This is a genomic window from Microbulbifer sp. VAAF005 (assembly GCF_030012985.1).
In the GTDB taxonomy this organism is placed as follows: domain Bacteria; phylum Pseudomonadota; class Gammaproteobacteria; order Pseudomonadales; family Cellvibrionaceae; genus Microbulbifer.
Genome location: NZ_CP120233.1, coordinates 2,930,031 through 2,951,030, shown reverse-complemented (window position 1 = coordinate 2,951,030; position 21,000 = coordinate 2,930,031). Strand labels below are relative to the sequence as shown.

The window sequence follows — 21,000 nt, the reverse complement described above, 5'->3', positions numbered from 1 at the left end:
AACTACGCAGCAGAGGTGCTCTATGACAAGACCAAGTAATCCAACCAAAACCACTCGTAAACAATACTCGGAGGAGTATAGAAAGGATGTCCTAGCACTGGCGCTTAAGGTCGGGGTAAGCGTTGCCGCTAAACAGCTTGGGTTGCATCCTTCCCAGATTTACGGATGGCGAAGTAAGGTAAAGTTACATCAGAGCCAGGAGATGCCGAGAGAGAGCTTGCCACAGAGAATGCTGGACTTAAGCGGTAGCTGGCTGAGTAGGCAGAGGAGTTGGCAGTCTTAAAAAAGACCGCAGCGTACTTTGCAAAGAGCCTGAAATGAGGTACGCCTTCATACAAAAGCACAGGCATGAATTCAGCATCAAAGCGATGGCCAAGGTATTCGGCGTATCCCGCAGTGGATTTTACGATTGGGTGTCAAGATCGGCCGACCAATCCAAGCAGCAGCAGTACCGGATGCAGCTCGATAACTTGGTACAGCAGCGCTTTATAGCCAGTAAAGAACGTAGTGGCGCGCCTTGCCTTACGAAGGAGTTGGCCAGTGAGGGGAGTAAATATAATCAAGAAGCAGTTGCTGCCAGCATGCGTCGGCAGAGCCTACGGGCTAAAGTAGGCAGAAGATATAAAGCCACAACCTACTCAAAACATGGTCTGCCAGTAGCTCTAACTCTGCTCAAGTAGAACTTCAATGCGGAAGTGCCGAGTCAGAAATGGGCTGGGGATATTACCTACCTACGAACGGAAGAAGGTTGGTTATATCTGGCTGTAGTGATAGACCTATATAGTCGGCTGGTTATTGGTTGGGCGATGTCAGAAATGATGACAGCTACATTGGTCTGTGACGCTCTTTAAATGGCTTTGTGGCGCCGTAAGAAACCTACGAATGTTATTGTGCATACTGACAGGGGAAGTAAGTATTGCTCTAAAGATTATCAATCTTTAATTACAGCTTATGATCTGTGGTGCAGCATGAGCGCCAAAGGTAATTGCTATGATAACGCTTGTGCCGAAATGTTCTTCCACTCACTTAAGGTAGAAGCAATCCATGGTAACCGCTTTCCTGCGAGGTGCCTCATGCGAGAAACCGTATTTGAGTATATAGAGATAGACTACAATCGAAATCGCTTACACAGCGCCAATGGCTATCCCAGCCCCGAGGCGTTTGAGGAACAACTAGTCGCTTAGCGGTGTGTCCGTTGTTGATGGGTAGAATCAAACGCCCACCCAACAGGTTTACGTACACTACGGCAAGATATGCTCAGCGAGTTCCTATCCACATATACGTGATATCGCCGTGGGTTCAACTACATCGAACTTCCGGTCTAGATAATTCGGCACATCAATATGTGGCTGCTCGGATTTCCTGTATCGATGGCTCGGTAGTTGAGCGCTTTCTAGGCCAAGTAGCTTTATTCACTGTCCAGCGCGGTATCGGCTGAGCTGTTGCCAACTTTATAGGCGGCTCTAATTAGAGCCTACAATTGCATTTCTTCTGGCTCTTGCTCATGAGGCCTGTCTCGCAGCTCCGGTGTACACTAATTACTTCACTCAGTTTTTAAAAAGCATAGCATTTCTGCAATCGCTCGATTACCGTGAATTTTTCAGCGAGTCAGACATCAAGAGGGCCGTAGCCTTTTTAGAATTTCTTTCCTCCTCAACCCATCTAAGCTATCGCCCGAGCTCTTGAATGCGTAGCTGGTCAGGTGTGATTGCGATACTTTCAGGTGCTTTTCTATCTCGCACTCAGCGAAGCTTACGAACCCACGACTCTATCGTAGACTTGCTTACTCCCATGGCTTCGTAAGCTTCTTTCATCGTATAGTTTTGGTCGACTACAAGCTGCGCAGATTCCCAACGGAATCCGGGAGGAAAATGTTTTTTGCTCGACTTGGTCACTATTCCATCTGATTCTGTTGAGCGTGATAATACCACTCAAAGTCAAGTGGCCAAATCTGGTGTGCCACTACAAGCCACTAAATACGAAGATAATCTTAGTTTTATACTTACACCAGCTACCCGACCAGTCGAACTTCCAACTGCTTACAGCATTTAAAACAGATTGATCAAAAAATTTATGTGGCACTGATTCTACAATGTCGACTTCTTCTAATTCCCCATCTGGATTAAGGCGAGCGGTTAGAACTACCCAGCCATCTACAGGTTGTCGGCTCTCTCGGATTGGATAACTAGGGTCATATCCTTCAATTCGTTGAAGTTTTTGGGGGCAATTGGTAATCTCTTCAGAATAGCTAAATGTAGCGAAAAAAAGCAATATAAATAATGTGGCTATTCTCATAAGGTATTGATTCCTTATTGTCCTATCGGAATGAATCCGTCCTGCTTCAGTATGGCGAAAAAAGTGTACACAATCGGATACAGAAACTCGCTATACTACCGAACTTCGAAAATATATAGTTTTTTAGGCTCGCCTTCAATTGGGACCCAAACTTCTTTCACGCCCTTAAAATCCAATACTAAATCTGCTTCTTCTAGAATCTTTTGAGCATATAGGGACTCGTCCCAGTAAACTCCACCGCATGCATAGTAATTTGGTGCTTCCTTTTCTGGTATATTTACAGTGAATTCACCACCCTTTGGCCTGCTTATTTCTAATTCATACTCTTTGAATACATTTGCAGAAATGAAATTCTTACCTTCAATATTCATGATCTTCGGTAACAAAATTTCTCTCGGCGCTTGAGAAGCACAGCCGAAAATGGTAAGAAAGATAAGAGTCAGGAATAGATATTTCAATTTTCTTCTTCTTTAGTTTAAGGCTGATGTTAGTAATTGATTAATATCGCCACGTTCAGCTGCGGACAGTTTTGGACGCTTTATGCACGATAATGGGAGCGCAGCGACTGGGTAAAAATGCACAAAGTTGGCCTTTGACATACAGCGCATTGTTATGCATTAGAGCCTGCCATATAGATAACTGCTGGGGTATATGTTGCCACTGTAAGAACCCAAAAAATCAAAAAATTGGTTTTACTAACCCTATTGGGAGTTTCTACTCGATAGCATGTATACGTGATATACCAGTAGGCCATAGGACAAATCATCATCAAGCCAATCAATGTAAACCCTACTGTATTAGAAATATTATCAGCTGACGCAATAAAGTTAAAAGGAATGACTAAGAATATCAGCACCGACCACAAAAACGTATGAACAGATAGGCGGTACCAAATACTTAAAATGTATTCAAAACCACAATCTGGGCAGCGCGACTTAGAAAAACTAAAGGGGAATACTTCATCTACATTTTTCGACTTGCATTCAGGGCATTTTATTGCCATTCATTTCTTCCTACTTGATACATAACTAGCTGTTCAATAGTGCCAGTTTTTTGGAATTTCTATTAATCGCGTTCATTGAAGTCCCACCATGTCACTTTAGTGCCGGCGACAACAACAAACTTTACGTGTTGATTGTCTGATCTATAAAGAAAACTTGCTTGGCAACTGTTATCAGGATTATTCATTGGAGTAAGATGTTTTATTGGCCAACCTTTAGATTCAATATGTTTTACAACAGGGGATTTTTGAAACTCGTAATCTGTGCTGCAAGCTATGGGTTGCGAAAGCAATAAAGCGCCCACGAATAGCAGAATGCCTAACCCAATAATAACTGTGACTGATCGCTTCATCATGCCTATAGTTGTATGACTTTATATCTATTCTTGAGATAATACTATCTTCTCTTTAAAAGATCTGCTTGATTTTGGTAATTAGAGCCTGCTTTACCGAGGAACTTGTTATATCCAAGCTTGTAAGCAATTTCACTATAAATGAAACTGATAATTTAACCACTTTCTGAGAAATTCATTGGTTTCAAGCTTTTATTATTAAGATTAATAATCTCAACCCTTACCCCGTTATCAATCATCTCAGATAAATGGAATGTGCCGTTAGGTTGTTTCACTATGGATTTTTCAACATTACCAGTTACAAACTTCCATAGATCAGGGTTCAGTGCATTCGGTTTTGGTTTGTAAACTTCCGCAATGAAACCGGACTTCTCGTCATTATTGCGTAGAATAACGATATCACCTTTATAATCAGGTGCGGTTATTATCGTTATCGTAGAGGTTTCGATCTTATTGCCAAATCCCTTTTGGTTCCATTCTCGCAATACAACCTCAACTTCAGTTTCATAAAATCTGACACTATCAATTGCAGTGCAAGAAAATGAAAAAGGCGATAGTAGCATTAAAAAAAGTGACAAGATTGTTATATTTTTAAACTTAAATTTCATCTTTATTGATATATAAATTCGTATTAGAGAATGCTATTTAAAAATCTAAAATCTGTTTGTGAAAATTCACTATGCACTTGTTGTTTCAATGTTGAAAGAACCTTTGTCATAATATAGCCACTGTCCATTTTTAAACCTGATTGACCACTCAGGATACGCTTTCTCCGTCATAAACGTCAGCAATCATAGGTCTTTGCTCAGTGATATCTCTAGTTCAGGAATTCGGCTAAAGAAATCGATCTTCTTTATATTGGTGTCAACTAATAATTTTGGGAACCGTTTGATTTCATCTGGGTCACTCCAGCTTCCCAGTAATATTGAATCTTTATTCTCCAGTCGCCATGACCATTCAATCATTATTGTTTGATCACCGGAAGGATTATTTCCTCGTTTCGACTGGGTCAGCTCACCCAACTCCAAAAAGATTGCGCTTCCATGCCCTCTCCAGGCATAAGAGACCTTTGCTCCTTGAAGCTCTACCAATTTCGCTTTTGCTTGCTGCTCAGATATCGGGATGACTTCTTTCATTTACTTACTTCTAGAGTTGACATGGGAATTTAAGCTTTGCCTAGTAGATAATAACTGCAGATGAAGGTAGGAGGAGTAGACTGTCTTGCCTGCAAGCCTTATTAAGTGGCTACTGGCTGACATGGTAGAGAACAAAACTGATTGTTAGAGAGGCTGCTATAGCCCCAACGATACTGAGTGCTACGTTGGTTGGGATAACGGGTACAGCAGTCCTATAGCGTTGATTTCGGCCAAAGACAGTGAATGAGCTCTGCTTATCATAGGGGGCACTGATGGCAAAGAATATTATTGATCCAATGGATATAGAGTATGCCAACCATCCAAATACGCTGGAGGCTGATAAAGTTTCTTGAGTTGCCAAGGTATAGACATAGGCCCCTATACCAGGGAGTATGCCGAGTAATTTTTTATTCACTTTGCTTCGCAAGATAACCCCATAATCAAGTAGCAGCTTTCTTTTTGCTCGTCTTGTGCGAACATAACGCTCGTTATGAAATCAAACGATGGGAAATCTGCTTACTGTATATAGTTTTACTATGGACAATACCCGAAGTTAAAAATACTTACTATATAAAGCAGGATATCGCTTGGGTAAATCGTCCTCATCCCACGCTTCGCCAACGGGATCATCTCTGCCTTCAGAAGTAAGGCGGTCATAAGGAAACTCCTTTCCTGTGACCTTCTCGTAGGCATCATTAGCTATATACATGAAGTCCTCCGCTTCGAAGTCTTCAGGTAGCCAATCGGCAAGCGATTCAGGATTTTTAAGTGCTGCATCAAATTTCTCTCGCCCACCAGAGATCAAGCCGGCCCTGAAATAAGTAAAGCCATCATCGGAACAGCCACCATTTAAGATATAGGCTACAGCCCAAATATCCCAACGATAAACGAGGTCACTTACCTCATATTGCTTTTGCTTGAATGCGATAATTTCTTTAGGGGTGAGTTTGCTTACAACCTCAACTAACCCCTCGAAAATGTCTTCAATATCAGAAACTCGATTTGTAACGCTTTCAACAATATCCCAAAACCTAGAGTCTTCCACGGCCCCTCCTTTTATACAGCAGCGTATTCAAACTAAGCTGTATCATATCATCCACTGACAAATATCAAGAGTCTAAATGCACTCTGAATAGAGCGATATTTATTATTATGCCAGCTGATATTTGTAAAAAATATGAGAGGTATCTATGTAACTAAGCACACCACTGACCTATGGGTGTTCAGTATAGTTTCCCTTGCTATAAGTTTCGGCTCACTTACCAACCTTCATTGGCGACGAAATATGGTGGTGAGCAAATTGCCATGAATCCTTAGTTTTAACAAAGCAAAAGGTTGCGCGAACGGTGTCTTTAACCTGTTTTCCGTCCGGTAAGGTACCTCCACAATTTATAAGACAATGAGCAAAACCCGTGTCATCTCCCGCTTGAATGTTTAGTTCTGATAGCTCGAAAAGGCATGGAATGGCGAAAGGTGGCTGCCATTCATCAAAGCTCTTTCTGTACGCAAGCTTCCCTTCATACTTAATGGGAGCCAGGACATCAAAGATGACCGCTTCTGGTTGATGATTTTCCAAGATTTTGTCTTTTTTATCTTGGCGAGTTGATTCGGCCCAGTCGGAAAGAAGTGATTTTATTTCATCGACGCTAGCTTTATTCATTGGTTGGCTCTCATTAGATTAGTGGTTTGAAAGACATATAAACAGCGTATTCAAAAAACCTCATCATAGCACCCGGGAATATACTCTAAAAATGGGGAACCACTCCAGTCTAAAAAACCTCGATAATAACGTATTTGTATTTATTGGCGTAAAATTCCTAATTACTCATAACGCCGCATCGACCAACGTATGGAACTACAGCGGTTTGTTAATTGCTGGGGTTCGGATAACTATAACCCTCTAAGCGTGTACACTAGAATACTACGTTTTTGTTATAAGTTATGCTTATTGTTTATCGACTTCATTTTCCCATTCTTCTTCATAGCCTAGGGCTTCAAGGTGTGCTGAAATAGAGTTCATTATTTTCCCGTTCCAAAATTCAGCTCCTTCATTCCATTGAAGCTTTACTCCGTTATTTTCGCCCTCAATTGATGCATCTACCATAGCCCAAAAGAAACGACAGATATGCTCGGCTTGAGATTTGTTTAAAATAATGCCATTTTGAAGGAATTGCAGGATAAGTTCATCATCTAACTTTTTTGCGTAGAACTCCGCGTATTCTTTTTCTTCAGGAAATTTATAAGTAATCATAGGTAAGAAAAACCTTCTCTTATTAACGCCATTCTTGGGGCAACAATCTTAAGTTTTGAAACTAACTGAGTAAGAAGCGTTTGATCTGTAACGGTTAAGAAATAGTGGCCCTTTTTATTTCTGTCTTTTTCGAACTTAAGCCTTTTGAATATAAAAATATGTGTAAGTCTTTTGCTTGAGGAGCCGGACGTACGATATGTTTTCAGTTTTCAGGGGCTAAAATGCAGCCAAAAAATTATAGCATTCAAGTTAGTTTAAGAGCTAATTCATAGCACAGAATACGAGAATATAAGAGCTAAGACGGTACAACACGTAGTGTAAGCCGTCCCAGCCCATACCTTTTAAAGGCAATACAATCTTTTTATATTAGTACTTTTTATATACTTCGCCTCTCGGCTTTACATCCAATACTAAAACCTCCAATTCACCATCATTAATCCTATATACAATCCTATGATGCCCCACTCTATACCGGTATAAGTCAGAGTAACCAGATAGTTGAATAGATCCATGAAGCCTTGGGTCTTCAGAGATTGCTTCTAATGCCGAAATCACACGGTCCCTAATTTGAGGATGTAGTTTTTTAATATCCTTTTTTGCTTCACGGTGAATTACTACATCATATGCCATTACCAATTCCCTTTATTTGGTTCTCTTAATTCATTTTTAAGTTCAGAAAGTGAAGTTACTTGATTTGCTTTTTTTTGGATTTCCATTTCCAGCTTTCGCTTAGCAATTTCAGCTCTTTCTTCATTTGTAAGCTTTTTATCTTCACTGTCGATCATTTATCCAGCTCCTTTTTAAAGTCATCTAAACTCTGAGATCCTTGCCTATCCTTTGAGCGGCTATTAATTTCTTCAATATCCTGCTGAGCATCTATTTGGTCAAGAAACCATTCGTATTGTTCAGCTGTAAGTATCGCCCCAACAACCTTCCCTTTAGTCGATAAAACTAATTCCGACTTGTTTTTTTCGATCGAGTTTACGAAATTCAAAATGGATTCCGTATCAGTTACATCTTTTTCTATATATTCATCAATACCCATTTAGATCTCCTTAGTTTTGTTTTATATTGAGCATATGCTCGTTACTCAGGCGAGCGAAGCGCGTCTTTTGAGACGTATGATAATGTCGCCGTTTGTTAGGGAGTGAGTTTCTCTTGCCATATTTCAATTTTATTTTCCAAGGTTACTGCATAAGCAGAACTTGATGAAGGCAAGCGAACAAAGCTAATAGTTTCACAGTTTATATTGGGTTTAACATAAGTATTAAAGCTCTCTTCTGCCTCTACTCCGTTGAACCCAACTTTACAAATATTTTGATACTTTTCAAAGAATGATTGAAAGTCATTTGGAACCCGAGAGCCTGATTTAATAGAGCTATCAAGGCTGCCTGAACGAACGCAAGTATGAAGTACATCCCAAAGTGCGATCCCTGATGCTTTTAATGCCTTTATACGAGCTTCATAGGGTAACTCAGCACTAAAGCCAACAATGCCAGCCATGATATTCCAGAATGCATTTCGGGGGTTGGCATAATACTGGCTGTATTCGAGTGAAAGCTCACTCGGCATGCTACCTAAAATTAGAATACGAGATGCTTTATCTGCGATAGGACTGAAGCCTGCAATAGTGCTCATTGTGGTGCCTAACAGGGTGTTCAAAAGAAGCTGGATTATACCACTTGCCAACATATTTCAATAATGGGAGATCACCTTAATCAAAGGACGTTCTGAATCAACAATATTAACCAGAATGGACTATCGTACCAAGCGGCCAAGATTTAAGTACTTAACGAAAATATCGTCGCCACTAAAAATAGGGTGGTCATCGATAACCCATAGCAATATTTTCAAAGGCTACAAGATACCTAGGTAGTGAGGTCTTTTATATCGATATAAGACTGGCAAACTCATAGAGCGGTGGTATTGGTGATTAGTTGATTCATGAATTCCAATGTTACAACTGGAGAAAACTACCTATCCAATCCCCTTTTTCTATGGACAACTGAAAATTTCCACAGTGTGAACACATAAAAATATAGGCACAAAAATGATCTTATTGGATTTTATTCAGTTTGTTTTAGTGTCAAAGCTGCGTAAAATCGATTGATGTTTATTGGTATTTTGGCCGGAATTGGGTGGCCTTTTATAGGCCGGTGACCAAAGACCAACGCGATTCGAGAGAATCAAGACACCTAAGAGTTTTCTAAAGAACCATCTTCTCAAAGGAGAACGGTAGCGTGACGTAAGAGAGAGTAAAAGGCGCTGACCCAAGGTGCAGCAACACCAGGGGCCAGCTGACCAAATTGATAATATGACTATCAAAATGGCTATATGGATCATACGCTAGAAGCCCGCTCGTCTTCAATAAAGTGGAGTACATTCAGCGGCTTGGAGCGATTCCCCAAGCTCTGGGAGCGTTGTGCCTGCCTTTTCTTCTTCTATGCCTACCGTTCCCGCGCACCACCCGTATTTCCTCACAACGTTACTTTCTCAGCCTTCCATCGTAGGAAGGTCTACCCATGGTTTGAGTATCAGTAGGAAATAACTATGTTGATCTTAAAGCGCCGGACTGGTGAAAACTTAAGGATTGGAGCCAATGTCTCAGTCACTGTATTGGAAGTTAAGGGCAATCAGGTGAAGATAGGAATACGTGCTCCCAAATCTTTACCTGTTCACCGTGAAGAAATTTATATCCGTGTTCGAAAGGAGCGAACTCTGGGAAACAAGCTTTGTTGAAAATCTGGGCATTAGTATGAAGCGCCCATCTAAACTGTCGGAGGTCGGTTTGTAGGCGCTTATTCTGTACCTTTACGGTTTAGTAGCTATCAATTCAAACCCTAAAAGCCCGGCAGGGTTGATAGAATGTATGTCCCATCTAGGCAACCTTTGACGATCTTTTCTAAAATTCTCAAATACGGGGTTTAAGTCTTCCTTTTTCTCAATTCCCAATAGAGGTTTGACTTTATTAAAATACTCAATGGACACAGATCTAGCAAAAATCTCAAAAGCGGAATGGAACCTAGATAAATATAATAGTGTTTCAGGCCACCAACCTGAATATCCGTCATTGTCCTCTACAGCTGCCCGCATAAAAAGTAGAAAATCAGCTTGCATTAAATACCTAAAGTCCAGGCTTGATCCATGAGAACGCTGCTCTAACAAATCGGATCTTAAAGAGAGTCTTCTGGCTTCTTTCCTCTGATTTCTATGTTCTAGAGACTCCATATATTGGCGGATTTCAGTAAATTGTAGCATTCCGCTGCTGGTGGTTTCGGATCGTTTCGAAACATAATATTGTTTCTTTAAAAGAATATTTGCCATTTCAAATCTCTCAGTTTTTAGGAAAATTGCAACGGCATATAGAAATAGTTCATGAATAATAAATTTATAATTATCAAAATCCCACGTGCTCCAGCTATTTGTTCCTTCAGGCCTGTCCAGATAAGGGATTATTGATTCTATAAAACGATGGATTTTTAATGCATTTTCTTTTGTGGGAGCGTACTGTGATATTACAAAAAATACTTTAATTATCTCATTCCTATATGGAAGAAATGACTCAATATTATTTATAATTTCATCATCAGGTTCTCCTTCATATTCTGTTATGCGAAATTTTTCTAAGTTTTCTGAAAAAATAGTTAAGTATTCATCTAATGCACCAGAAGCATATGCTTTTGACTCTTTAATTGCATTAACAGCCCTTTTGTATGCTGCTGAAGTTCCTAGAGATATTAGGTTTTCATTATCTAAAAATGATGGAGGTTTACCGATTTTTGGTTTTACGTGTAGGGGCTTATCAAAAATCCACCGTAGTAGCTTTTCATAGTTTTCTAAGTGGGTATCTGGTTCGCATAAATCTATATAGATTCTGGATTTATAATATGTTGGTAAATATGGTTTGCCCTCAATATTTTTTTCTGGAACTACTGCAACAAATTTATCTTGCTCTTCATTATCGTAAACTTCTTTAGAAATTATTTGTGTCTCTGTTCCTACACCTCCAGCTCTACCGTCTGCTTTTTCGGCATAAGCCCTATCAGAAACAATAATTACTTTACTAATCGATTTATCTGTGACCATCTTTTCCATAAAGGCAACAGCATCATGTCCTTCTTTCAGATCCCACTTGTCCAATACTACATCTACACCCGATGTGCGAAGGTCAGTAGCTAGATCTAAGACCCATGCTTCATGTGTAGGACTGGTCCAACTATAAGATATAAATAACTTTATTGCTTCCATTTATTGTTCTCTATATTGCTTAGTAGATCATGTAATAGGTTCTGTCGATGGCTGTGTTCCCTTATTGGCTTCTTCCTGGGAATCCTTGATTGCCCCTTGTATAACTCTTTCTGAGATGGATTTATCCCACTCAGTGTTAACTAAGTCCATAGTAGTGAAATTTTCAATTTTAGATCGAATTAATAGTAAATAAAGTGTAAAACTATCTGATACATGCCATGCCTTGTTAGAGCTTATTATCTTTAGGTAGCGTTTAAAATCTCTATTTAATGCATCTTTTAATTGTCCTATGTTCTCAATTCCTATTCTTTCACAATGAAATGCAATTGAGCCAAAATAGTCGACATCATCTTCATACCCTTCATCATATTCAAACTTATACCCAATATGACGCATATAGCTTTTTATAGCGGCTAGATCATTCCACTGAGAAATAAATTCTTGCAAAGAAAGAGCATCTATTAAAAGGGTGTTATCTCCATTCTTTATAGCATGTGCAGCATTATTTCTAACATCAAAAGTTGTTTTTCTAACCGATACGAATTCTTCGTCAGCCAGTTCAAAAAGTCCAGCCAGTCTAAATAACTTTCGCCTTAGTTGTTTCGGCGCATCTGACTCATGTTTGTATTGAAGAGCATGTGAAACAGCAGCCCAGCTATGCTGTAGTACGGTTCTAATTTGTATTTCAGCTCTAAAGGAACTATAAACTTTCCATTCAGGAAGCTTTGTTCGAGCATTGTCAAGCTGAATAACATAATGTAGTGATATATATCCAAACTGATCTGGCGAGTATTTATTAGGTTGGTGTGAAACCTCTGATTCAACAATATCCAATTCCTGCCTTAATACTTCGGCTACTTTATTAACATCATCTTGGTAATAAACTATCACTCTTATTCCAGATAAATCTGATAGTTCTTTAATTGGATTTTTATATGATTTTCCTGGTCTGTTGATTTTCTCAGAATAGCTTTCAACAGATTTTGCTCTGCCTTCAATTAAATGAATTTTAATGTCATTAAGTTGAAGAAGCTCAGCAACAAGATCCTTAATCCTCTCAGTGTAAGAATAATACAAAGGCCTTATTTTTGAGTACTCTTCAATGGCTTTATTCATTCTTGAACCTTATGAAAGCTAATTATGTTTTTAAAATTAAGATGTATCATACTACTTGCTCGTACATCTCAATAATAGGGAGGGTAATAAATTAGCATGTTAGCCAGAATTGGCAATAAATTACTCTGGAATATGCTCCGGTTGTAATATAGCTAGTATTTAATTTTGTGAAATAAATACTTATCTCAATAAAAGTCAATGGCCTTGCGTATCCAATACTGCAGATATACGAATCGGTACTTTCGTGCCAAAGTCTGTATTTTTATGTACTAGAAGAAAACAACGCCGCCACCGCCAACAAAGTAGCCACCCAAATCCCACAAAGGATCTTCCAAAACAAAGAGGCATCCCCTTTCTCAGTAGGATCTTCCCTTAGGTAATCCGGGTTGGGGTTAGCCAGATCGCGCATAAATTCCGTGAGGGTGGAGTAGCGCTGTTCCAGGTCGATACTGCATCCGCGTTCCAGGGCGCGGTCGAACCAGATGGGGACTACCGGATTAAACTGGCTGGCGGTGCGGTAGCGCAGGCGTTCGAAGTCGGCGTGGGAGCGGCAGTTTTCGATCTCTTCGCCGAAGGGCAGTTCGCCGGTAAACATTTCGTAGGCAATGGTGGCGAGGGCATAGATATCGCCGCGAATACCGCTGTTGTGCCCAAGGATATAGTGGGGGTCGGAATAGCTGGCGGTGCCTAGCGCTTCCGGGTGCTCCAGGGGGCGAAAAATCTCGGCACTGCCGGCGACGTAGACTGAACCGAAATCGATAATTTTTACCCGCCCATCGCTGTCGATCATGATATTGGCCGGGCGCAAATCCTGGTGAATGGTTTCCTGATCGTGGAAGGCCTGTAGTCCGGTGGCAATCTCCTTAAGGATGCGAAACGCTTCCGCCGGTTTGGGAAAGCGGTTGTTGGTGATCCACTGCTCCAGGGTGCTGCCCTGCACATATTCCATCAGGTAATAGAGCGCGGTGCGCGGCCGGGTCTGGCGGTGCAGGCGCACTACCTGGGGGCTGCGAATACGCAGGCTTATCCACTCTTCCTGAATAAAGCGGTCGATATAGTGGATATCGTCCTCGTAATTTACCGAGGGGGTTTTCATTACCAGGATTTCGCCGGTAGCACTGTCGCGCACCAGGTACAGTTGGCTGCGCTGGGAGGAGAATAGCTCCCGTTCCACCTGGTAACCGTCTAGTACCATGCCGGGTTCCAATTCCGGCGGGAATGGCAGACGAGTAAGCTGGCGGCTGTAGTCGTCCAGGGTGGTTTGTGGCAATGCCTTTACCTTTACCACTAATGCGGAGAGGTTATCGTCACTGCCGTTTTCCTCGGCGAGGCGCACCAGGGTTTCCGCTGTTTCCTGTTCGCTTATTTGGGTATCTGCCAGCAGCTCGCGCAGCAAATCCTGTTTGATAAAGTCGTGCACACCGTCGCTGGTAATCAGCAGTACATCGTCCTTAGCCAGGCTGAGCTGGCCGTAATCCACTTGCAGGCCGGTATCCATTCCCAGTGCGCGGGATAGCATCTGCTGGCGGTGGGCCAGGGTGATATTGTGGTCCCGGGTGAGGCATTTAAGGTTGTCACCGCGTAGGTGATAGATACGGCTGTCGCCGATATGGAAGTAGTGGGCGGTGCGGGATTTAAAAATCAGGGCAGAGAAGGTGCAGAGGAAGCCCTTTTCCTGTTGGGGAAAGTCGTGGCTCTTGCGGTATAGCTTGCTGTTAATGGAGGCGAGGATTTTCTGTCCGGCGTGGGCCACAGACCAGGTATCCGGCACCTTGTAATAGTCCCGCACAAACTGCTCGGTGGCGGTGTGGCTGGCTTGGGCACCGGCTTCGGCGGAGCTGACTCCATCGGCCAGTGCGGCGACTGCGCCCAGGTATTCCTGTAAGTGCGGGCTGGCTGGCCAGTGATAGATTGCCGCGTCTTCGTTCTGCGGTTTGATGCCGGCACTGGTGCAGAGGCCGTGGCTCAATCGCGGTGTCTGGGCTTCGGGGTTTGCTTCGGTTTCTGTTTGCACCCCGGAATTGGTTTCGCTCACAGCTTTCTCCACTCTCGTTTCGTCCCCTCAGACCAACGGCGAAAAACAAAGAAGGGCCATTGGCCCTCCTTTGCGTTTGTTGCTGGATAATTGCTTTCCAATTATTCCACGCTGATCAGCTGCACTGTGCCATCCGGTAGCACTTCGGCGATATTGCCTTTGGGCTCCTCCAGGAACAGGCAGGCGAAGAAGATCACCGCTGCTGCGCCGCAGATAATCAGGAAGAACTGGCTGTAGCTGACATAAGACAGGGCGGTAAGGAAAGTAACCGCACCCACGTTGCCGTAGGCTCCGGCCATACCGGCGATCTGCCCGGTCATGCGACGCTTCACCAGGGGTACGACGGCGAATACGGCACCCTCACCGGCCTGCACGAAGAAAGAGCAGCACATGGTGGCAATTACCGCAGCGGGAATCCACCAGCCGCCGTTGATCTGGCTCAGTACAAAGTAACCCACTGCCAGGCCGCCGATCAGGAACATCAGGCTGCGGCGGCGCCCCAGTTTGTCAGAGAAGTATCCACCGGTTGGGCGAGCCACCAGGTTCATAAAGGCGAAGCCAGAGGCGAGCAGGCCGGCCTTCACCGGGCTCAATCCTTCAAAGGTTTCCAGGAAGAACAGGGGCAGCATAGAAACCACGGCCAGCTCTGAGCCGAAGGTGACGAAGTAGGCCAGGTCGAGGATGGCTACCTGCTTGAAGTTGTATTTCTCCAGCTCGGGCACACCTTCGCGCAGGTGGTCTTTGTTTACATTCCAGATCATGCGGGTCTGGAAGGCAAACAGTGCTACCAGCAGTCCCCACATTGCGTAAGTGGCATTCTGGCTCAGCAGGGCTACGCCGCTGGGAGACAGTTTGTAAGCCAACGCTGCCAGTGCCAGGTACATGGGCACATTCATCAGCAGGTAGAAGTAGAAATCCCGCTTGCTGGTCACTTCCAGGCCGCCGCTCTTCTTCGGCTTGAAGTAAGTGGAACCTTTAGGAGTGTTGCGGGCAACGCGGTAGTAGATGATGCCGTACAGGCCGGCGATGATGCCGGTGAGGCCCAGGGCATAGCGCCAGCCATCTTCACCGCCGAACAGCAGGGCGATGGTGGGCAGGGTCATGGCACCGGCAGCAGAACCGAAATTCCCCCAGCCGCCGTAAACACCTTCTGCCAAGCCAACTTGTTTGGCTGGGAACCATTCACCCACCATGCGGATACCAATTACAAAGCCGGCACCCACAAATCCCAGCAGGAAGCGGAACAGGGCCAGGGATTCATAACTGTCTGCGGTGGCAAAGCCCAAACAGATTAAAGATGAGGTCATCAGCAGCCCGCTGTACACCAAGCGCGGCCCCAATTTATCCACCAGCATACCGATAATGATACGGGCGGGGATGGTGAGTGCCACGTTAAGGATTAACAGGGCTTTTACTTGCTGGCTGGTGAGGTCGAACGCTTCCTTGATAAAGACCATCAGCGGAGCGTGGGAGAACCACACCACGAAAGTCAGGAAAAACGCAAACCAAGTAACGTGCAGCGTCTTTATTTTGGGATCGCCCCAATTAAATAAATTGAGGCCGCTGGATTGACTCATGACTATTTTCTCCGGCTTCTCAGAAATTTTTAGAGGTGGATAGGGTCATGACCGATAGTATTTGAGCAGCGCCAGAGGGAAAGCGCGCAAAAGGGGTAAGTGGAAGGGAAATCGATTTGTAGTTGGAAGGGAGTAACCCCTTGGGGTTAGTCGCTCGGAGTGGGTAGGGGCGGTTTTTAGTGCGTTTCTACCCCTGTGGGGGTAGTTGGCGGAAATTGATAATGATTAAAAAGGGTTTTTGGGAGTAATTGTCGCTAGCCGATTTTTTGTGCATCTTGCCAGTAGCTTGCCTCTGTAGATTTCTCGCCCCCGCTGTATTTCTGTGATCACTTATCTGGGGCGGGGCTCAATGCGGTGCATAACCGGGGTGGCAATTAATTTTCGACAGCCAATATTTTGGAGATGCCTGCCGTGCAATATACACAGCAACTCGCCGGGCGTGCGCTGATATTTGCCTCGGCCATGTTCGCCGCTAACTTTTCTGTTTGGACGCTCTACGCGGTATTGGGGGTAGAGATTCGCGGACAGTTGGATCTGTCTGCAACTGAATACGGGGTTCTACTGGCTGCGCCGATTTTGAGCGGGGCGCTGCTGCGTTTTCCGGCGGGATTTCTGGTGGAATATTTTTCTGCGAAAAAGCTGATTTTATTGCAGATGCTGTTATTGCTGCCGGTGCTCTTTTTGTTGCCCTTTATCGATAGCTACGGGGCCCATTTGCTGGCGGGGTTGTGGCTGGGTATTTCCGGGGTGTCTTTTGTTTTGGGAATTCGCTATATCAGCCCGTGGTTCGAAAGAGGGCGACAGGGTACTGCGATGGGCATTTTTGGTGCAGGAAATGCCGGAGCTGCAATTACCTTGGCATTGGCTCCTGCCATTCAAAATTGGTTTGGCCGCGAGTGGATAGGGCCGGTTTACGGAGCCGGGATTATCCTGATGATGGTTTTATTCGAATTTTTTGCACCAGAGGAAACCCGCTATATGCGCAGCCGGGGAAAACCGGATCTGCGCAGTCATTTAAAGCCGTTAACGCAAATCCGGGTTTGGCGTTATGGGCTCTACTATTACTTTGTTTTTGGCAGTTTTCTTGCGCTTTTATTGTGGTTACCGAATTACTATCTGTCGGTGTACCAAGTCAGTACGCCGGTGGCAATGGCTCTAACCCTGTTGTTTGTGGCCCTTTCCAGTTCACTGCGCGCTTTGGGGGGTGGTTTGCCGATCGCTACGGTGCGCGCACCGTCAATTGGAGTGTTTTTTGGACCTGCCTGGTCTGTCTTTTCTTCCTCAGTTACCCGCCCACCAGCATGACGATTCATGGGGTGGAACGGGATGTGCATTTAAATATTGAAGTGGGTATTGAGCTGTTCACTTTACTGCTACTGGTTATTGGTATCGCCCAGGGATTTGGCCGCGCTTCTGTTTACAAAGCGCTGCACGATAATTTCCCCGCGCATATGGGGAGTGTTGGCGGTACCGTAGCCACTATTGGTGCCCTCGGTGGTTTTACCCTGCCTGTTCTTTTTGGAATCGCTCAGGACTTAGTAGGTATCCACAGTGCGGCCTTTATGCTGCTCTACGGTGTGCTCGCTATTTGTATGTTGGTTATGTATTTGGCGATTCAAAGAGAAAATTATATGCAGCGTTTACAGTACGCACAGCAAAATAATTTCCTGCTTGAGGAAACCAGTGAAACCGAGGCTTTGCCGGATAGGTAGTGCCCACTACCAATAAGGGATTACGCCTGTGTAAAGGCTAGGGAGTAAAGATTAATTAAGCAGGAAAAAATATATGGTTTCAGTCGAGTCTGAAAAATTGTAATTTGTCACTGTTCACTCCGTTGTTGCAAAGGAAAAGCGTCATGACCGTTTCCAAATTTCCAAAAATTCTCGGTGCTTTACTGTTGGGGGCCTGCAGCACTGTCGCATTGCAGGCCGCTGCGCAGGAAAGTGAAAATGCCACTCTGGTAGATGCGTTGAAATCCGGTGAAGTCGGATTGAATCTGCGTTACCGCGTAGAGACTGTTGATCAGGATGGTATCGATGATGAAGCAGTTGCATCCACTTTAAGAACCCGTCTCAACTGGCGCAGTGGCAGCTACCGTGGCTTTACCAGCTTCCTGGAAATGGATGATGTAACTGCGGTTGGCAATGACAGCTACAACTCCACTGTTAATGGTGAAGATGGATATCCGGTGGTGGCTGATCCGGAAGGAACTGAAATTAACCAGGCCTACATTCGCTACAGCGGTGAGAATTCCATAATTACCGCCGGCCGCCAGCGCATTAACCTGGATGGGCAAAGATTTGTCGGCGGTGTTGGCTGGAGACAAAACGAGCAGACCTACGATGGTGTGCGTTATCAGTATGGCAGTGCCGATAGTTTCCAGCTGGATTATAGCTACGTCTACAACGTTAACCGTATTTTCGGTGAAGACAGTGCTGGTTCCGATATGGGCGGCGACATCCAACTGCTACACGCGATTTATCCAGTAGCTGAAAACCATAAAATCAGCGCTTTTGTTTACAACCTGGATCTGGAAGATCTCACCGATAATGCCAGCCGCACTTATGGGGTAGATTACAAAGGTAAATTCGGTCCGGTAAAAGCCAACCTGAGTTATGCGCACCAGTCAGATATTGGTGATAACCAGTATGACTATAGTGCCAATTATTACCTGGCAGAGCTTGGGGCTGATCTGGGTCCAGTTGCGGCAAAACTCGGTTATGAAGTTTTGGGTTCCGACAATGACGTTGGTTTTAAAACCCCGCTGGCTACCTTGCATAAATTCCAGGGTTTCACTGATAAATTCCTGGGAACCCCCGCTGATGGTGTCGAAGATCTGTATGTTGGCGGTTCCATGAAAGTGGCCGGCGGCAAGCTGGGTTTGACCTATCACAATTTTGAAGCGGCCGAGGGTTCTGAAAGTTACGGAGATGAGTGGAACCTGAGCTATGGGCGCAAAATCACCGAGGATATTTCCGCTCTGGTTAAGTACGCCGCTTTCGATGCTGATGATGACTCCACAGCGTATGCTGACACCGACAAACTTTGGATCATGGTAACCGCTAATTTCTAAGCGGCTGAAAGAACTCCTTAGCGAGGCCCCCGGCTTCGGCCGGGGTTTTCCCCGCACCTTGAACCTGATTTTCTGATCTATAAATTATAATCGACTGAAGCTCCACATTTTGATGTCCCTAAAGGGACATCAATTCGAGCGCCAAGGGAGTACCACCTTTGCCCCAAGCATAAATTAACCAGCTTGATACACTGACATCAGTTTAAACACCGAGTCCCGCTACCTAAACAGCGCCATTTTTTATTGACGTTGCAAGGTGCCGGGACCGTGGCCGTACCGGCCACCAGGGTCTAGCGGGAAACTGCGCGGCCTCCCGAAATTGGAAAGGCGTTTAATGTTACAAGACAATTTTGGCCGTAGGTTTTATTACCTGCGCCTGTCCGTGACGGACATCTGCAACTACCGCTGCAACTACTGCCTGCCCGAGGGCATCGGTTGCGGACGTTCCCTGGAAGGGGAAAATCCTCTCTCAGTCGCTGAGGTGGGCACATTAGTGCGCGCTTTCGCTTCACTGGGTACGGAAAAGGTACGCCTTACCGGCGGAGAGCCCTCCCTGCGCAAAGACCTGGTGCCGCTGCTCGAAGCCGTGCGCGCTAGCGATAAGATTCGCCGCTTAGCCATCACCACCAATGGTTACCGCTTGCCCAGTCAGATTGACGACTGGCACCGCGCGGGCTTGGATCAGGTGAATGTCAGTATCGACAGCCTCGACCCGGCTCAATTCCACCATATCACCGGTCACAATCGCCTGGATAAAGCCTTAGCAGGCCTGGATCGCGCCCTGGCCTTGGGTATCGATACCAAGGTCAACGCAGTGCTGATGCGCCAGTACAACCTGGCCGAGCTGGATAATTTCCTCGCCTGGGTTCGCGAGACTCCGGTGACCCTGCGCTTTATTGAATTGATGCGCACCGGCGATAACCGCGAGTTCTTCGCCAGCAACCATGTCTCCGGTGGCGATATAGAAACTCTGCTGCTGCGGGAAGGCTGGGAACAAGTTATCCGCACCCGCGATGCCGGTCCGGCGCGGGAGTATTTCCACCCGGATTACGCCGGTCGTATCGGCCTGATTACCCCTTACGGCAAGGACTTCTGTGCAAGCTGCAATCGCCTGCGGGTATCGGCCCAGGGCAAGCTGCACCTGTGCCTGTTTGCCGACCAGGGCTTTGATATGCGCGAAATCATCGCCGATGGCGATAGCGAGGCACTGGCAACTCATATCCGCGAGTTGATAGTCGATAAGACCGCAGGCCATCAGCTGCATGAAGGTTTTACCGGCGCTACCCGCAACCTGGCGATGCTGGGGGGCTAGGGTTATGGCCAGGGCTCTTGTTAGTAAATCGACAATCGGCGTGGTGCTGGCCGGCGGCCGCTCCAGCCGGATGGGCCGCGATAAGGCCCTGCTGGCCCACCCCCAACAGGGCAATTTCTTGCAGCATGCTGAGGCATTGTTGAGTGAGCTTCCGCTGGCAAAAGTCGTCACCAGCGGCGCCCGCCCCGGAGCTATCGAGGATCTGGTGCCAGAGCGTGGCCCACTGGGCGGCCTTTATTCGGTGGCCCTGACAACCGGTGCCGATTCGGCCCTGGTGATTCCGGTAGATATGCCTCTGCTCGGGCGGAAGCACCTCGCAGAGTTATTGGCTGAAGGGCAGACAAGTGGCCGGCCCTGTTATTTTGAAAACTTCTTTTTTCCCCTGTGGCTGCCTTTAAATGGCGATTGCCTGGATTATTTGCGCCGTGCCATCGAAGGCAGTGCGCGCAATTCTGTCGGCGCGCTGCTGCGTCACCTGGGGGCCAAATCCATACCCATAAAAAATGCTGGCGATTGGCATCGCAATATCAATACGCCGGCAGATTATCTCGGCTTGAGTACGCCGGATAAAACTCCAGAAAACAGTTTTTTGAGAGACCACTGA

At 45.2% G+C, this 21,000-nt stretch carries 23 protein-coding genes, 1 pseudogene and 1 riboswitch; of the genes and pseudogenes, 7 read left to right on the top strand and 17 right to left on the bottom strand.

The window, feature by feature from the left end:
• Positions 1 to 22: 22 nt before the first annotated feature.
• Positions 23 to 1,184: pseudogene (locus P0078_RS13110) on the top strand (IS3 family transposase).
• A gap of 778 nt (positions 1,185 to 1,962) precedes the next feature.
• Here the strand turns inward: P0078_RS13110 and P0078_RS13105 are convergent.
• The 13 genes from P0078_RS13105 to P0078_RS13045 form a co-directional block, all read right to left on the bottom strand.
• Entirely contained in the window at positions 1,963 to 2,295 is a 333-nt protein-coding gene (locus P0078_RS13105) for an energy transducer TonB (RefSeq protein ID WP_282930406.1), read from the bottom strand.
• A gap of 95 nt (positions 2,296 to 2,390) precedes the next feature.
• On the bottom strand, positions 2,391 to 2,753 hold the full coding sequence (locus P0078_RS13100) for a hypothetical protein (protein WP_282930405.1): 363 nt from the start codon (positions 2,751 to 2,753) through the stop codon (positions 2,391 to 2,393).
• 152 nt (positions 2,754 to 2,905) lie between these two features.
• Positions 2,906 to 3,298 carry a hypothetical protein gene (locus P0078_RS13095; RefSeq protein ID WP_282930404.1) on the bottom strand — a complete coding sequence of 131 codons (393 nt, stop codon included), beginning with the start codon at positions 3,296 to 3,298 and terminating at the stop codon, positions 2,906 to 2,908.
• Between the two features lie 505 nt (positions 3,299 to 3,803).
• Positions 3,804 to 4,256 (bottom strand): hypothetical protein, encoded by a 453-nt coding sequence (locus P0078_RS13090; protein ID WP_282930403.1) that lies wholly within the window; start codon positions 4,254 to 4,256, stop codon positions 3,804 to 3,806.
• 183 nt (positions 4,257 to 4,439) lie between these two features.
• Positions 4,440 to 4,784 carry a hypothetical protein gene (locus P0078_RS13085; protein ID WP_282930402.1) on the bottom strand — a complete coding sequence of 115 codons (345 nt, stop codon included), beginning with the start codon at positions 4,782 to 4,784 and terminating at the stop codon, positions 4,440 to 4,442.
• Positions 4,785 to 4,893: 109 nt separating this feature from the next.
• Complete coding sequence (locus P0078_RS13080; RefSeq protein WP_282930401.1) at positions 4,894 to 5,211, bottom strand: hypothetical protein; 318 nt, start codon at positions 5,209 to 5,211, stop codon at positions 4,894 to 4,896.
• A gap of 126 nt (positions 5,212 to 5,337) precedes the next feature.
• Positions 5,338 to 5,829 carry a DUF4240 domain-containing protein gene (locus P0078_RS13075; RefSeq protein WP_282930400.1) on the bottom strand — a complete coding sequence of 164 codons (492 nt, stop codon included), beginning with the start codon at positions 5,827 to 5,829 and terminating at the stop codon, positions 5,338 to 5,340.
• Between the two features lie 210 nt (positions 5,830 to 6,039).
• On the bottom strand, positions 6,040 to 6,444 hold the full coding sequence (locus P0078_RS13070) for a YybH family protein (RefSeq protein ID WP_282930399.1): 405 nt from the start codon (positions 6,442 to 6,444) through the stop codon (positions 6,040 to 6,042).
• A gap of 285 nt (positions 6,445 to 6,729) precedes the next feature.
• Positions 6,730 to 7,035 carry a hypothetical protein gene (locus P0078_RS13065; protein WP_282930398.1) on the bottom strand — a complete coding sequence of 102 codons (306 nt, stop codon included), beginning with the start codon at positions 7,033 to 7,035 and terminating at the stop codon, positions 6,730 to 6,732.
• A 366-nt stretch (positions 7,036 to 7,401) separates the two neighbouring features.
• Positions 7,402 to 7,665 (bottom strand): type II toxin-antitoxin system RelE family toxin, encoded by a 264-nt coding sequence (locus P0078_RS13060; protein WP_282930397.1) that lies wholly within the window; start codon positions 7,663 to 7,665, stop codon positions 7,402 to 7,404.
• Positions 7,665 to 7,820, bottom strand: coding sequence for a hypothetical protein (locus tag P0078_RS13055; protein ID WP_282930396.1), 156 nt, complete (start codon positions 7,818 to 7,820; stop codon positions 7,665 to 7,667). Before P0078_RS13055 ends, P0078_RS13060 begins: the two co-directional genes overlap by 1 nt.
• Positions 7,817 to 8,080 (bottom strand): hypothetical protein, encoded by a 264-nt coding sequence (locus P0078_RS13050; protein WP_282930395.1) that lies wholly within the window; start codon positions 8,078 to 8,080, stop codon positions 7,817 to 7,819. The genes P0078_RS13055 and P0078_RS13050 overlap by 4 nt, the downstream gene beginning before the upstream one ends.
• 95 nt (positions 8,081 to 8,175) lie before the next feature.
• Complete coding sequence (locus P0078_RS13045) at positions 8,176 to 8,673, bottom strand: DNA-deoxyinosine glycosylase (protein ID WP_282930394.1); 498 nt, start codon at positions 8,671 to 8,673, stop codon at positions 8,176 to 8,178.
• Positions 8,674 to 9,585: 912 nt separating this feature from the next.
• On the opposite strand from P0078_RS13045, the gene csrA reads away from it, so the two are divergent.
• A complete protein-coding gene (csrA, locus tag P0078_RS13040; protein WP_282930393.1) occupies positions 9,586 to 9,774 on the top strand; it encodes a carbon storage regulator CsrA in 189 nt (62 codons plus the stop codon).
• A gap of 72 nt (positions 9,775 to 9,846) precedes the next feature.
• Here csrA and P0078_RS13035 read toward each other — a convergent pair whose 3' ends face one another.
• From P0078_RS13035 to P0078_RS13020, 4 genes are all read right to left on the bottom strand, one after another.
• Positions 9,847 to 11,283 (bottom strand): SEFIR domain-containing protein, encoded by a 1,437-nt coding sequence (locus P0078_RS13035; protein ID WP_282930392.1) that lies wholly within the window; start codon positions 11,281 to 11,283, stop codon positions 9,847 to 9,849.
• 27 nt (positions 11,284 to 11,310) lie between these two features.
• Positions 11,311 to 12,399 (bottom strand): GTP pyrophosphokinase, encoded by a 1,089-nt coding sequence (locus P0078_RS13030; RefSeq protein ID WP_282930391.1) that lies wholly within the window; start codon positions 12,397 to 12,399, stop codon positions 11,311 to 11,313.
• A 262-nt stretch (positions 12,400 to 12,661) separates the two neighbouring features.
• Positions 12,662 to 14,434 (bottom strand): bifunctional protein-serine/threonine kinase/phosphatase, encoded by a 1,773-nt coding sequence (locus P0078_RS13025; RefSeq protein ID WP_282930390.1) that lies wholly within the window; start codon positions 14,432 to 14,434, stop codon positions 12,662 to 12,664.
• Positions 14,435 to 14,535: 101 nt separating this feature from the next.
• Positions 14,536 to 16,011 (bottom strand): NarK family nitrate/nitrite MFS transporter, encoded by a 1,476-nt coding sequence (locus P0078_RS13020; RefSeq protein WP_282930389.1) that lies wholly within the window; start codon positions 16,009 to 16,011, stop codon positions 14,536 to 14,538.
• Between the two features lie 411 nt (positions 16,012 to 16,422).
• On the opposite strand from P0078_RS13020, the gene P0078_RS13015 reads away from it, so the two are divergent.
• The 5 genes from P0078_RS13015 to mobA all read left to right on the top strand — a co-directional run bounded on the left by P0078_RS13015 (position 16,423) and on the right by mobA (position 21,000).
• Entirely contained in the window at positions 16,423 to 17,316 is an 894-nt protein-coding gene (locus P0078_RS13015) for an MFS transporter (protein ID WP_282930388.1), read from the top strand.
• 23 nt (positions 17,317 to 17,339) lie between these two features.
• Positions 17,340 to 17,723, top strand: coding sequence for an MFS transporter (locus tag P0078_RS13010; RefSeq protein ID WP_282930387.1), 384 nt, complete (start codon positions 17,340 to 17,342; stop codon positions 17,721 to 17,723).
• A gap of 143 nt (positions 17,724 to 17,866) precedes the next feature.
• Entirely contained in the window at positions 17,867 to 19,084 is a 1,218-nt protein-coding gene (locus P0078_RS13005) for an alginate export family protein (protein ID WP_282930386.1), read from the top strand.
• 195 nt (positions 19,085 to 19,279) lie between these two features.
• Positions 19,280 to 19,430: riboswitch (molybdenum cofactor riboswitch) on the top strand.
• Positions 19,419 to 20,396: a GTP 3',8-cyclase MoaA gene (gene moaA, locus P0078_RS13000; RefSeq protein WP_282930385.1), complete on the top strand. Its 978-nt coding sequence runs from the start codon at positions 19,419 to 19,421 to the stop codon at positions 20,394 to 20,396. Its footprint overlaps the riboswitch before it by 12 nt.
• A gap of 4 nt (positions 20,397 to 20,400) precedes the next feature.
• Positions 20,401 to 21,000 carry a molybdenum cofactor guanylyltransferase gene (gene mobA, locus P0078_RS12995; RefSeq protein WP_282930384.1) on the top strand — a complete coding sequence of 200 codons (600 nt, stop codon included), beginning with the start codon at positions 20,401 to 20,403 and terminating at the stop codon, positions 20,998 to 21,000.

Bases quoted from the DNA above. Each gene is read 5' to 3' on its own strand.
- P0078_RS13060 (WP_282930397.1), bottom strand. From the start codon at position 7,665: ATGGCATATGATGTAGTAATTCACCGTGAAGCAAAAAAGGATATTAAA.
- P0078_RS13085 (WP_282930402.1), bottom strand. From the start codon at position 4,784: ATGAAAGAAGTCATCCCGATATCTGAGCAGCAAGCAAAAGCGAAATTG.
- moaA (WP_282930385.1), top strand. From the start codon at position 19,419: ATGTTACAAGACAATTTTGGCCGTAGGTTTTATTACCTGCGCCTGTCC.
- P0078_RS13020 (WP_282930389.1), bottom strand. From the start codon at position 16,011: ATGAGTCAATCCAGCGGCCTCAATTTATTTAATTGGGGCGATCCCAAA.
- P0078_RS13090 (WP_282930403.1), bottom strand. From the start codon at position 4,256: ATGAAATTTAAGTTTAAAAATATAACAATCTTGTCACTTTTTTTAATG.
- P0078_RS13030 (WP_282930391.1), bottom strand. From the start codon at position 12,399: ATGAATAAAGCCATTGAAGAGTACTCAAAAATAAGGCCTTTGTATTAT.
- P0078_RS13050 (WP_282930395.1), bottom strand. From the start codon at position 8,080: ATGGGTATTGATGAATATATAGAAAAAGATGTAACTGATACGGAATCC.
- P0078_RS13095 (WP_282930404.1), bottom strand. From the start codon at position 3,298: ATGGCAATAAAATGCCCTGAATGCAAGTCGAAAAATGTAGATGAAGTA.
- P0078_RS13005 (WP_282930386.1), top strand. From the start codon at position 17,867: ATGACCGTTTCCAAATTTCCAAAAATTCTCGGTGCTTTACTGTTGGGG.
- csrA (WP_282930393.1), top strand. From the start codon at position 9,586: ATGTTGATCTTAAAGCGCCGGACTGGTGAAAACTTAAGGATTGGAGCC.
- P0078_RS13105 (WP_282930406.1), bottom strand. From the start codon at position 2,295: ATGAGAATAGCCACATTATTTATATTGCTTTTTTTCGCTACATTTAGC.
- P0078_RS13055 (WP_282930396.1), bottom strand. From the start codon at position 7,820: ATGATCGACAGTGAAGATAAAAAGCTTACAAATGAAGAAAGAGCTGAA.
- P0078_RS13035 (WP_282930392.1), bottom strand. From the start codon at position 11,283: ATGGAAGCAATAAAGTTATTTATATCTTATAGTTGGACCAGTCCTACA.
- P0078_RS13070 (WP_282930399.1), bottom strand. From the start codon at position 6,444: ATGAATAAAGCTAGCGTCGATGAAATAAAATCACTTCTTTCCGACTGG.
- P0078_RS13065 (WP_282930398.1), bottom strand. From the start codon at position 7,035: ATGATTACTTATAAATTTCCTGAAGAAAAAGAATACGCGGAGTTCTAC.
- P0078_RS13045 (WP_282930394.1), bottom strand. From the start codon at position 8,673: ATGAGCACTATTGCAGGCTTCAGTCCTATCGCAGATAAAGCATCTCGT.
- mobA (WP_282930384.1), top strand. From the start codon at position 20,401: ATGGCCAGGGCTCTTGTTAGTAAATCGACAATCGGCGTGGTGCTGGCC.